We start from the raw sequence: 12,496 nt of genomic DNA, 5'->3' as shown, positions 1-12,496 counted from the left end.
TCTTAAATAATTCCAAATATAAGCTAAAGTAAAAAGAAAACAATTCTTTATTCTAATATGAAAACGTTGTAGGTCTGTTAAAATTAATAGATATTTGTAGCAAATTAAACTACATAACTATGTCTCACAAAAAACAAACTCTAGGCGAGTTTATTATTGAGAATCAAGCCTCATTTAAATATTCATCAGGAGAATTATCTAGTTTGTTAAACTCCATTAGGTTAGCCGCAAAAGTTGTTAATCACGAAGTTAATAAGGCGGGTTTGGTTGATATTATAGGCGCTGCAGGAGACACCAATATTCAAGGTGAAGATCAGCAAAAATTAGATGTGTATGCCAATGATAAATTTATTCAGACACTTACTAAAAGAAATATTGTTTGTGGAATAGCCAGTGAGGAAGAAGATGATTTTATCACCATTAATAGTCAAGATGAAAATCATCAAAATAAATATGTGGTTTTAATCGATCCGCTGGATGGTTCCTCAAATATTGATGTCAATGTTTCAGTGGGAACTATCTTTTCAATTTACCGAAGAGTAACACCTGTTGGAACTCCAGTTCAGTTAGAAGACTTTTTACAAAAAGGAAGTGAGCAAGTTGCTGCTGGTTATGTAGTTTATGGCACCTCTACTATGTTAGTTTACACCACAGGTGATGGTGTTAATGGGTTTACATTAAATCCAGCCATTGGTTCATTTTACTTATCTCACCCTAAAATGGAATTCCCAGTAGATGGGAATATATATTCTGTAAATGAAGGTAATTATATTCATTTCCCGCAGGGTGTAAAAAATTATATAAAATACTGTCAAGAAGAAGTTGATGATAGACCATACACTTCTAGATATATAGGTTCTTTAGTTTCAGATTTTCACCGAAATATGATTAAGGGAGGCATTTATTTATATCCGCAAAGTTCTAAAAATCCTAATGGGAAATTACGTTTGTTATATGAGTGTAATCCCATGGCTTTTTTAGCAGAACAAGCTAATGGCAAATCCAGTGACGGATTTACAAGAACTATGGATGTACAACCTACCGAATTGCATCAGCGTGTTCCATTTATTTGCGGTAGCAAAAACATGGTTGAAAAGGCTGAAGAATTTATGAGGAAGGCTCAAAAATAAACTAACATTAATACTATTTCAATAGTAATTTCTTTGTAGCAGTACCTATTTCTGAATTAATATTTAAGAAATAAATACCAGATGCATAACCACTCATGTCTAACTTATATGAACCATTTGTGTTTTTAACATGGTACTTTTGCATGATAGTTTTCCCAGTAATGTCTGTGACGTTTAAGTTAAACGAGTTGATCTGTTTAACACTGATGCTAAACAGATTATGAGAAGGGTTAGGATACACATAGACAACAGATTGTAAAGGAGTTTCGGTACTACTTAAAGTGCCTTCTATACTAAAATCGTCAATAATTACCCCTTCGTTAGTTGTAAATTCGTCTGAATGAAATACAAATCTGAAAATGATATTGGTTTCATTGTTTAGTGCCGAAAGATTATAACTATACTCTTTCATGGTGGAATCTGTGCCTGTCCATTGAGCTCCAGGACAATTGTAGCAATTAGACCCTGGTAATGTACTACTGTTATACCAATTAACATCATTGGCGGCTCCTAAAATCTGCCAGTTTAAACCATTATTTATGCTGTATTCTACATACATAATGTCATAGTTAAGCTCTAAATCAAAGGCCATGTAAAATTTAAGCAAGGGATTTGTGAGTATTGACAAATCATAACATTTAGAAACCAAGTAACTTTTTAAGTTATTCCCGTGCGCTCCCGATAAGTTGGTTCCGTATACATTAGTACCCGATTGTGTCATGTTTAGAAGCGTTCCAGTGGGCTCACCTCTTTCCCAATAGCCTGTACAAGTACTATTATCATCAAAAGTTACTAATTCATCAGAGGTAGATTCAAATTCATTAACGACGTTTAATAAACCAGATTCATTAGAGTAAAAGGAAGTAATTAGTTCATTGTTACTGGGGAATGTGTCTCCTGAAGTTGTAGCATTGACCTTTAACTCCTGTAAACCTCTACCAGATAACACCATAGATGGAATATCAATAAAGATAGAAGAATTAGGAGGTAAACTCCCATTCCAAATGGTGTTGTTAGAGTTTCCATTTAAGGAATAGTTTATTGTAATAGAACTTACAGTATTAGTGCCTCTATTTTTTACCAAAGCTTTAGCACTACTTGGAGAACCGCAAGCAACCACTTCATGAACATCACTCAATGCTTCCAAGCTTATTTCATCAGAAATGGTTTCAGTTGGAATAGTTGTTTGCCAAACCCCTCTGCCATAGGTTGCCGCTGTTATATTGCCATCGTTAATATTTATCTCTAAATCTGTTACAGAAACGTTAGGTAGGTTATTTTCAAAGGTTTCCCAATCTCCAACGGAATCATCATATCTGTAAACACCAAGGCTGGTTCCTAAAAATAAAGGGTTTTGGCTGTGTAAGTTTTGATGTTTAATAATGTTTTTGGTGATGTTAGGAAGCGAACCCGTTATGTTGCTAAAAGTTAATCCGCCATCAATGGATTTATAAACGCCTCCTGTTGGTCCTGAAGTGGTTACATACACAATATTGTTAGTGTTATTATTAACTTCAATAGATGTAATATTAGATGGGAATGTTTCAACATTGGTAAAAGAACTTCCTTTATCAGAACTTTTATGTAGGTTATTATTAAGAGCAATGAAAATATTGTCAGGGTTTACTTCATCTATTTCTAAAACGTCAATATTGTTATTACTTCCAAAGTTAGATGAAATTCCAGACCAATAACCTCCACAAAGTTCATATAAACTTGAATAAGCTGCATACAAGTTCCCATCTCTATTCATCATTAAGGGGGTTACCCAATTACCGCCTTGATCACTATTCCCTTCGTCCACCTCGTCAGCAGGAGCATCAATAACTAAATTTCTACTATTGCCACCATTGGCAGAACCATATAGACCACTGCCATATTGAATAAAACCATACATTAAATTAGAGTCATCAGGATTGATAGCAGTATCCATACCGTCAGCACCATAATAGTTTAACCAAGTATTGTTGTTGTTATAAGCGTAGCCTCCGTTATCTTGTAAACCTCCAATCATTTTTTCAGAGGACTCCTCAGAAACAGAGAGCCTATAAAACTGCCCTATTTGCATGCCTGCTGTGAGGTCTGTAAAGTTTGTGCCTCCGTTAACAGTTCTATAGAATCCACCATCAGTTCCAGCAAAAAGAGCACCATTATAAAATCGTAAAAGATGAATATCGGCATGAGAATACGATGCTGTGCTTGGTTGATGCCATTCATTTACTTCTTCAAAATTATCACCCCCATTTGTTGATTTCCAAATATTAAGAACACCTACATAAATTTCATTCTCATCTGTTTCGGATACAGCTAAGGCCATATCAAACCATGCTTGTGTACTATGATCAAAAAGATCATCATTATAATCTGGGTATTCAGTTTTCGTAGCAGGAACCGTTGCATTCATTTCAATAAAGGTTACTCCAGAGTCAGTTGATTTGTAAAGTCCCTGAAAGCTATCGTCTGAGGCACTACTTAAAACATAAATGACATTATTGTTGTCTGGAGTAACATCAATAACTAGGCGGTTGGAAGATAATGGTAAACCTGTTCCAAAGCCAGAGTTGGTAAATGTTTCTCCAGCGTCTGTTGAAACATAAAACGTATTTGTGGTTACAGCGTAAATAGTATCAGGATCTCCTGGTTTAAGTTTAATATCTTTGATGTTTAGATTCTGAGTACCATTAATATTACTCCAGTTAACACCTGCGTCAATCGTTTTATATACACCTCGGCTTGTGGCAACCCATAAAATATTTGAATTTGAAGGATGTATATAAATATCGTTCATTAATAACTGCTCACTTGTGATTGCAGACAAACCAGTTGTATTCCAAGTAGTGCCACCATCTGTAGACTTCATAACTCCTACGCTAAAAGTGTCACCATTATCATCATCGCCAGTAGCTATATAAATAGTATCAGAATCAGAATAATCAATCGCAATACCAGAAACCCCAATCTGAGGTAAATCATCAGATAAGGGCGTCCAAGAAGCCCCTAAATTTGTAGATTTCCAGATACCACCAGCTGGCGCACCAGCGTAATAGGTGTTTGAGTCATTAGGGTCTACAATTATAGCATTAATTCTGCCAATACCTGAACTCCAAGAACCTGTATTGGTGAAATCTGTAGGACCAATAGGTTGCCAATTACTTAGGTCTGCATTAAGGCTACTTTGCTTATATTGTTGTGTGCTTGTCCATACATCCCATAATTCTCTTGAAGTAGGAAGCGTGCCGTCTTCTTTTACAAAATTCTTCCAGTGGTTTTCCCATCTTTTAAATGGCTTGTGTCCACTTCCCTTTTTGTTAGCATTCTTGTCTTTCCAAAAAGTGTTGAATGCATTAACAATTTCATTAAAAGTTACAGGAGAATCTATACTTTTGGAGAGTGTTTTTTTGCTTTGTTTTAAGGATTTCATCCAAGGAGCATCAGGATTGTATTGAGCCTGTACAAAGTGGGTAAGAAAAAAAATAGCAACATACAGCAGGTTTCTTTTCATACTTTAGGGCTTTTGAATATCTAGATTATCAAACTCTACTTTTTTATTCATTTGTAGGTTTAAGTTGGAGAAAGCTATAAAAAAATCTTTTAGTGCCTCTAAAAGTTCATCATTTTTGGTTGTATTTAGGTTGTATATGCTTTCTAGTTTTAACATTTTGGTTTCAAAAGCATTTATTCTGGCACTTATTGAAGGCGAATTTAAGGGCTCTGGAATATATAATTTTAATTCTGTTAAGGTTGAATCAACAACAGCTCTATTGTCATATAGGAAAGTTAAATCGCCTTTTTTTATATTGCTAATTATTTCTTGTATTTGTTTGTATTCCAACCAATTGTTGGTGTGTTTTTCGGTTTTTTCGTCTAACAAAAACTCTATATAATCAATGTTAGAAATATCTTTTTCTGTTATTTCTTGATTATCTTTTTTTGTAGTAAGATTACCTTCATTTTCATTAGAGTTTTTACACGAAAAAAGAACAAAAGTTAAACATAGGGCGCTAAAAAATAATCTACTCATAAAACATTTTTTACATGTATAACGCAAATATATGGGAATAGTTTATTTTTTATTTAATTAATAAAAATTCATGTACTTTTGAAAGTCCCTGAATTTAAATTAAAATAAAAATATGCTCGAAAATTTTTGGTTTAATGTAGAATATGGTGTCAATCATGTGCTTGATATAAATGGTTATGACCATGTACTATTTTTAATGGTTTTAACAGTTCCTTATTTATTTAAAGATTGGAAACGAGTTTTATTGTTGGTGTCTACTTTTACTTTGGGGCATACATTATCCTTAGTATTGGCAGCCTATGGTGCAGTGAGGATAAACGGACAGGTGGTAGAGTTTTTAATACCTATTACCATTTTAATAGTAGCCCTTTTTAATGTGTTTACGGCAGGAAAAGGTGCTCAAAATGAAAAAGTAGGTGTGTTGTTTTTGTCAACTTTGTTTTTTGGGTTAATACATGGTCTAGGTTTTGCTCGTGAGTTTCATATTTTTTCTGGAGATTCCAATAACAAATTTCTGCTATTACTTGAGTTTGCATTAGGAATAGAAATAGCTCAAATCATCATCGTATTTGTGGTTTTATTTTTAGGCTATATAGGTCAAACTATTTTTAGGTTTTCCAAGAGAGATTGGGTCATGGTAATATCGGCTATTGTGGTTGGGTTGGTTATACCTATGATAATGGACAGTGATTTTTTATCTTAGAAACGTTAAACTTTTATAAAACTTTAAGCAACTACGTTGTAATTAAAATACTAACCAAGTATATTCGTTGTTAAATTTTGTATGAGGTGTTAAGGTATGAGTTTCTTTTGTGTCTTGCTTAAGAGTTTTATATTGAACACATAATACTCCATTAATGATATTTATTCATAAATTATTAAAAACCAAGAATAAAACCCTTTATAACGTTTTGACACACGCTATATTATTGAAAGATTAATGCCAAAAGAGAAACAATTAAAGTACGATAAAGCTTATTTAAGAATTGCTCAAGAATGGGGGAAGCTCTCCTACTGTAAACGAAAGCAGGTTGGAGCACTGATAGTAAAAGATAGAATGATAATATCAGATGGGTATAACGGAACACCATCGGGTTTTGAAAACTTTTGTGAAGATGAAGAAGGTTACACAAAATGGTACGTACTGCATGCCGAAGCGAATGCTATTTTAAAAGTAGCAGCATCTACTCAATCTTGTAAAGGAGCTACGTTGTATATCACTTTATCTCCTTGTAAAGAGTGTAGTAAGTTGATTCATCAGGCAGGAATTGTAAGAGTTGTTTATAATAAAGCCTATAAGGACGATTCTGGGTTGAAATTTTTAAAAAAAGCAGGAATTGAATTAAAGTTAATTGAAGATTTAACAGCATCATAATGTCCTATCAAAAAAAATATTTGCCTTTGGTTCTGGGAATTGCAATTGCAGCCGGTATTTTTATTGGTGGTAAATTAAATTTCAGTGATGCTCCAGATAGGTTGTTTACCACAAACAGTAAAAAAGATAAACTTAATAGACTTATCGACTATATTGATTATGATTATGTTGAAGACGTTAATACCGATAGTATTGTAGACGTTACTGTTAATGGTATTTTAGATAATCTGGACCCGCATTCGGTGTATATTCCAAAAAAAGATATGCAGCGTAGTACTGAAAATATGAAGGGAGACTTTGTTGGAATTGGAGTGAGTTTTTACACCTTTAGAGATACCATTACGGTTATTAAAACCGTTGAAGGTGGACCAAGTGAAAAGGCGGGTATAAAAGGAGGTGACCGAATTTTGATGGCCAATGGCGATTCCCTTTATGGCAAAGGAGTAGAGGATGATGATATTCTTAACAGATTAAGAGGGCCCGTTAATTCTAAAGTGAATTTAACTATACTGAGAAAAGGAGAGCCAGAACTTTTAAATTTTACAGTAAAGCGTGGTGTTATACCAATAAAGAGTGTGGATGCTGCTTACATGCTTACCGAAAAACTGGGCTATATAAAAGTTAATAGATTTGCTGAATCTACATACAGAGAATTTAAAAAAGGACTTAAAAAACTTCTTGATTTAGGTGCTTCAGAAATTGCTTTAGATTTAAGAGGTAACCCAGGCGGGTTTTTACATATAGCAGAACAACTAGCAGACGAGTTTTTAAGCAAGGATAAACTTATTCTTTTTACTAAAAATAAGCGAGGTGATGTAGAAAAAAGTTATGCTACCCGAAAGGGTAGTTTTGAAGAGGGGAAAGTTTTTGTCCTTATTGATGAAAACTCCGCATCTGCCAGTGAGATTGTTGCTGGGGCACTTCAAGATAATGATAAGGGTACTATTGTAGGGCGAAGAAGTTACGGTAAAGGGTTAGTACAACGAGAAATGGATTTAGGCGATGGTAGTGCTGTGCGTTTAACAGTGTCACGTTATTTTACACCTACCGGTAGATCCATACAAAGGCCTTATGAAAAGAACGGACATAAAGATTATTTTGAGGAATATTTTGATAGATTAGACAGTGGTGAATTATTAAATCCAAGTAAAATTGAAGTGGCAGATTCGTTAAAATTTAAAACTCCCAAAGGAAAAACGGTTTACGGAGGGGGAGGTATTATTCCAGATGTGTTTGTGCCTATAGATAATAGCTTACATAATGAAACCCTGCAATATATTGAGCAGTATCAATTCTTTGATAATTTTATTTTTAGGCAGTTAGATTTAGATCGACATGCCTACGACGGAATTTCAAGACGAGATTTTATAGATAGTTTTAAGATAGATGATGATCTTGTAGTAAAATTTCAAGACTACGTAAATACCCAAACACGGCACAAAATAACTTTTGTAGCCTATAATGATGAAGTAAAACAATACCTCAAGGCTACTCTAGCCGATCAACTTTTTGGCAATGGAGCTTTTGAGGAAGTCTTCAACCAAACCGATATCATGATTGATGAGGTAATTAAGTTGAGTGAAGGGCGTTAAATACAATTACCCTTAAACCTACGATTTATCATATTCTTACCTGTTTTTATCCATATTTAATTTCTTAAATACGCATTAGTTTTGCCAATATTAAATTCAAACAAAACGAAAATATGGATTCCAAAACTATTAAATTAGTGCAGGGAACATTTGAGAAGGTTGTTCCTATTGCAGATAAGGCTGCTGAGATATTTTATGATAAGTTATTTGATTTAGACCCTAGTCTTAAACCTTTATTTAAGGGAGATATGAAAGAACAGGGGAAAAAATTAATGACTATGATAGGCACTGCGGTAAACGGACTGAACAATTTGGAAGCTATTGTTCCAGCGGTTCAAAATCTGGGTAGAAATCACGTGGGATATGGTGTTAAAGACAGTCATTATGAAACGGTTGGTACTGCTCTCATATATACATTGGAAACAGGGTTAGGAAAAAAGAGTTTCACCCCAGATGTAAAAAACGCTTGGGTTGAAGTTTATACAGTTTTAGCAACAACGATGAAAGATGCTACTAAAGAACTTGAATTGGTTACTCCTGATACCAAAAAGCCTTGGTGGAAATTCTGGTAGAGACTCAAGATAACTTACAGAGAATAAAAATAGAAACAGGTTAATAAAACCTGTGTTTTTATTCTATTTTATCGTGAACCTTAGTATGCTTTCCGTTGTTCCAAAGGGTTAAAATATCGGTTGCTACGTGGGCACCACTTCCAGAGGCAATAGCAAATTGAGAACGCCAACCGGCAAGTGTTCCTGCTACATAAAGGTTTTCCTCAATTAAATGATCCGTATTTTTTAACCATATACGTTCTTTTTCAACAACATCTCTAGGGTGAGCCTCCACATAGCGTTCAAGTCCCTTTATCCGCATTAAATTGGTATAGCCTACTGCTACCACTACAATTCTAGTTTGATAAGTTTTTTTGTTGGTTTTAACCTCAAATCCGAAATTAGTTTTAGAAATTTCTAAAACCTTTTCCTTTTCTATTTGTTCAATATGCGGGTACAAATCAAGTAATTTTTGTTTCCCACTTTCTAAAATGGATGCGCCAGTAGTGCCAGGAGTAAGTCCCAGAACATTGTTAAACAGGGCTGTTTGTAAATGCGAAGTTTTTTGGTGTACAATAATGCCTATGCGTTTATCATTTGCAAAAGTCTTTTCTTTAGCAGAGCCCAAGACTAAAGCACATGATAAACCTGCGGCACCACCACCAACAATAAGTGCATCAAACATACTACTTTTTTTGTTTTACTTTTTGTTCAATACGTTTTGATATTTTCAATATTAGCATCAAAGCAATAGCACACAAGGCTGCCAGAATTGTGATTATAGCTATCATACTATCACCTTCGAAAGGCCTTTCGAAATCAATTTTAGTGGCATTGAAAATGGCCATAGCTGTTGCTAATACAATGATTATTGTTGAAATAAATCTCATAACTAGTCAAATAAAATTTTTATGTTTTCAGTAAATAGTTTTACCGCAATAGCTAATAAAACAACTCCAAATACTTTTCTAATAATACTAATACCATTAGCACCTAAAAAACGCTCAATTTTTTTAGAGGTCTTTAAAACGATAAAAATTACAATTACATTTAATAAAATAGCAACAATAATATTTTCAACTCTAAATTCGGCACGTAAAGATAAAAGTGTAGTTAAGCTACCAGGGCCCGCCATTAATGGAAATGCTAAAGGAAACACTGAGGCAGTCAAGGGGTTAGTTTCTTCTTGTTTATAAAGGGTGATGCCCAATATCATTTCTAAGGCAATAAAGAAAAGTATAAAGGCTCCTGCAACTGCAAAAGAGTTTACATCTATACCAATAAGGTTTAAAATGCTTTTACCAAGGAACAGGAAAACAATCATAATTAACCCCGCAATGAGAGAAGCTTTACCACTTTGTATATGACCAACTTTTTTTCTTAGGTCAATCACTATCGGAATGTTTCCAACGATATCTATAACAGCAAACAAAACCATAAAGGCTGTGATAATTTCCTTAAAATTAAGTGGCGTCATGATTAAAATTTTGTGCAAAGGTCTGTATTTATTATTAAATCGCAATACATAACAATTTGAAAGTTTATCTTTGCAGCCTAATTTTTGAGTTTCATGTTTCAGTTAGGTAAAACCATTATATCTGATGATGTTATTAAGAAAGACTTTGTGTGTAATTTATCTGCATGCAAAGGCGCTTGTTGTATAGACGGTGATGCTGGAGCCCCTTTAGATAAGGAAGAAATAGAAATTCTTGAATCTATCTATCCGAAGGTAAAACCTTTTCTACGTAAAGAAGGAATTGCTGCTATCGAAGCTCAAGGAACTTATATAACTACTGAAGACGGCGAACTTGAAACCCCGTTGATTGACAATGCAGATTGCGCCTATGTTGTTTTTGATGAGAATAATGTGGCTATGTGCGCTATTGAAGAAGCTTATAATCAAGGTGAAATTAAGTGGAAAAAACCAGTTTCTTGTCATTTATACCCTATTAGAGTTAGGGATTACACCGAATTTTCGGCGGTGAATTATCATAAGTGGCAGATTTGCGACGACGCTTGTGAATTGGGTGAAGAACTAGGTGTTCCAGTTTATAAATTTGTAAAGGAAGCACTCATAAGAAAATTTGGAGAAGATTGGTATGCTGAGCTAGAAAAAGTTGCTAAAACGTTATAAACATCTTTAAATTTTATTAAATAAAACTCAAAAAACACAGGGATTTAAAGGGTTTTTTAAAGTTAAGTGTATATTATTTTTTGTAAACTTTTTTGTGTTGAAAAATAATTAAAATATTGAAAATCAACAACATAAATGTTTTTTCTTGTCAACTTCTTGAAAAACAGGCATTTTTTTCTTTGTTAAAAACTTGTTGAAAACGTTTTTTTAACTGTCCAAAAACGTATCAATCATTTTACAATCTTTGTGAAACTCAATTCTGAGTAAAAAGATACATTAAACAAATTTTAATCTTTGTTGAATTTATCAATTTGAAGATTTTTTAACAAAGTTTTTAAGGCGCACGGAATTACTTCAGTGTGTTTTCAGGATTATCCTGCAAGGTTTTGTATGTCAATTTTTAACTAAACCAACAATATGGAAATAACGCATATTATTAAACGAGATTACGAAACGACCCCTTTCGTTTTAGACAAAATCACGAATGCCGTTGAAAAAGCAATGCTTTCTGTAAATCATGGATCTAGAGAAGATGCCAGTGAAATCTCAGACAGGGTTTTTGAATCGCTTCTAGCCAGAAAAGCCATGGATGCTCGATATATTCCAACCGTAGAGCAGGTACAGGATATTGTTGAGGATAAATTAATGGATAGTGCATTTCATGATGCTGCTAAGGCCTATATTCTTTATAGAGATGAACAAGCCAGAAAGAGACAGGCTAATATATTTGAAAAGCGTATTAACTTAAAGCCCTATGAATATCCAGATTTATATGAGTATGTGAACGCCATTAGACATTCTTATTGGATACACACCGAGTTTAATTTTACAAGTGATATTCAGGATTTTAAAGCCCAGCTTAACTCAGTAGAAAAATCAGCCATAAAAAACACCATGTTGGCCATATCTCAAATAGAGGTAGCCGTTAAAACTTTTTGGGGAGACATATATCAAAAAATGCCCAAGCCAGAAATTGGATCTGTGGGAGCAACTTTTGCAGAGAGTGAAGTACGTCATCATGATGCCTATTCACATTTATTGGAGATTTTAGGTTTAAATGCAGAGTTCAAGGCACTTAAAAAGAAGCCAGTAATTATGAGACGCGTGCACTATTTAGAAACGGCTCTTAAAAATTCTAAAAGTGAAAATATCCAAGAGTATGCAGAATCCATTTTATTATTCTCTCTGTTTATAGAACATGTGTCATTATTCTCTCAGTTCTTAATTATAATGGCTTTCAACAAACATAAAAATATGCTTAAAGGTATTTCTAATGTTGTTGAAGCTACTTCAAAAGAAGAACAAATTCATGGGGATTTTGGAATTGATGTTATCAAAATTATCAAAAAGGAAAATCCAGCTTGGTTTGGAGACGATTACGGGTTAAAAATTCAAGAAATATGTAAAGAAGCTTTTAAGGCCGAAAGTGATATTGTAGACTGGATTTTTGAGGAAGGCGAATTAGATTTCTTGCCCAAAGATGTGGTAAATGAGTTTATTAAAAACAGGTTTAATAATTCATTAGAAAGTATTGGAATAGACAAGGTATTTGATATAAATGAAGCATTAGTAGCTCAAACTGAATGGTTTGATGATGAAATAATTGGAACCAAACACGGAGATTTCTTTGTAAAAAGATCCATTAACTATAGTAAAAGAACAAAAAGTATAACTAGCGACGACCTTTTTTAAA

General features: G+C 33.7%; 12 protein-coding genes. 7 read left to right on the top strand and 5 right to left on the bottom strand.

Features of this window, described 5'->3' with window-relative positions; genetic code table 11:
* Positions 1-119 precede the first annotated feature (119 nt).
* The gene (gene fbp, locus DFQ02_RS03550; protein ID WP_116039591.1) at positions 120-1,130 is read left to right on the top strand and encodes a class 1 fructose-bisphosphatase; all 1,011 of its coding nucleotides are present in this window, start codon (positions 120-122) and stop codon (positions 1,128-1,130) included.
* Between the two features lie 13 nt (positions 1,131-1,143).
* Here fbp and DFQ02_RS03545 read toward each other — a convergent pair whose 3' ends face one another.
* Positions 1,144-4,632 (bottom strand): T9SS type A sorting domain-containing protein, encoded by a 3,489-nt coding sequence (locus DFQ02_RS03545; RefSeq protein ID WP_116039590.1) that lies wholly within the window; start codon positions 4,630-4,632, stop codon positions 1,144-1,146.
* Positions 4,633-4,635: 3 nt separating this feature from the next.
* Positions 4,636-5,151 (bottom strand): hypothetical protein, encoded by a 516-nt coding sequence (locus DFQ02_RS03540; RefSeq protein WP_116039589.1) that lies wholly within the window; start codon positions 5,149-5,151, stop codon positions 4,636-4,638.
* Positions 5,152-5,263: 112 nt separating this feature from the next.
* Here DFQ02_RS03540 and DFQ02_RS03535 point away from each other — a divergent pair, with 112 nt between their 5' ends.
* The 4 genes from DFQ02_RS03535 to DFQ02_RS03520 all read left to right on the top strand — a co-directional run bounded on the left by DFQ02_RS03535 (position 5,264) and on the right by DFQ02_RS03520 (position 8,690).
* Positions 5,264-5,854 carry a HupE/UreJ family protein gene (locus DFQ02_RS03535; protein WP_116039588.1) on the top strand — a complete coding sequence of 197 codons (591 nt, stop codon included), beginning with the start codon at positions 5,264-5,266 and terminating at the stop codon, positions 5,852-5,854.
* A 237-nt stretch (positions 5,855-6,091) separates the two neighbouring features.
* Positions 6,092-6,526 (top strand): deoxycytidylate deaminase, encoded by a 435-nt coding sequence (locus DFQ02_RS03530; RefSeq protein ID WP_116039587.1) that lies wholly within the window; start codon positions 6,092-6,094, stop codon positions 6,524-6,526.
* Positions 6,526-8,118 carry a S41 family peptidase gene (locus DFQ02_RS03525; RefSeq protein ID WP_116039586.1) on the top strand — a complete coding sequence of 531 codons (1,593 nt, stop codon included), beginning with the start codon at positions 6,526-6,528 and terminating at the stop codon, positions 8,116-8,118. Before DFQ02_RS03530 ends, DFQ02_RS03525 begins: the two co-directional genes overlap by 1 nt.
* Before the next feature lie 113 nt (positions 8,119-8,231).
* On the top strand, positions 8,232-8,690 hold the full coding sequence (locus DFQ02_RS03520; RefSeq protein ID WP_116039585.1) for a globin family protein: 459 nt from the start codon (positions 8,232-8,234) through the stop codon (positions 8,688-8,690).
* Positions 8,691-8,748: 58 nt separating this feature from the next.
* Here DFQ02_RS03520 and DFQ02_RS03515 read toward each other — a convergent pair whose 3' ends face one another.
* The 3 genes from DFQ02_RS03515 to DFQ02_RS03505 are packed head-to-tail and all read right to left on the bottom strand — an operon-like array spanning position 8,749 to position 10,146.
* Positions 8,749-9,354 carry an NAD(P)-binding domain-containing protein gene (locus DFQ02_RS03515; protein WP_116039584.1) on the bottom strand — a complete coding sequence of 202 codons (606 nt, stop codon included), beginning with the start codon at positions 9,352-9,354 and terminating at the stop codon, positions 8,749-8,751.
* A gap of 1 nt (position 9,355) precedes the next feature.
* Positions 9,356-9,559 carry a hypothetical protein gene (locus DFQ02_RS03510; RefSeq protein WP_116039583.1) on the bottom strand — a complete coding sequence of 68 codons (204 nt, stop codon included), beginning with the start codon at positions 9,557-9,559 and terminating at the stop codon, positions 9,356-9,358.
* Between the two features lie 2 nt (positions 9,560-9,561).
* Positions 9,562-10,146, bottom strand: coding sequence for a MarC family protein (locus tag DFQ02_RS03505; RefSeq protein WP_116039582.1), 585 nt, complete (start codon positions 10,144-10,146; stop codon positions 9,562-9,564).
* 93 nt (positions 10,147-10,239) lie between these two features.
* Here DFQ02_RS03505 and DFQ02_RS03500 point away from each other — a divergent pair, with 93 nt between their 5' ends.
* Together DFQ02_RS03500 and DFQ02_RS03495 are read left to right on the top strand one after the other, a co-directional pair.
* Complete coding sequence (locus DFQ02_RS03500; protein WP_116039581.1) at positions 10,240-10,803, top strand: DUF3109 family protein; 564 nt, start codon at positions 10,240-10,242, stop codon at positions 10,801-10,803.
* Between the two features lie 417 nt (positions 10,804-11,220).
* Positions 11,221-12,495, top strand: a complete 1,275-nt coding sequence (locus DFQ02_RS03495) for a ribonucleotide-diphosphate reductase subunit beta (protein WP_116039580.1) — start codon at positions 11,221-11,223, stop codon at positions 12,493-12,495.
* Position 12,496 lies beyond the last annotated feature (1 nt).

This window comes from Seonamhaeicola aphaedonensis (assembly GCF_003386195.1).
GTDB lineage: Bacteria > Bacteroidota > Bacteroidia > Flavobacteriales > Flavobacteriaceae > Seonamhaeicola > Seonamhaeicola aphaedonensis.
The sequence above is the reverse complement of the archived record's forward strand: the minus strand, read 5'-3'. Positions and strand labels throughout refer to the sequence as shown.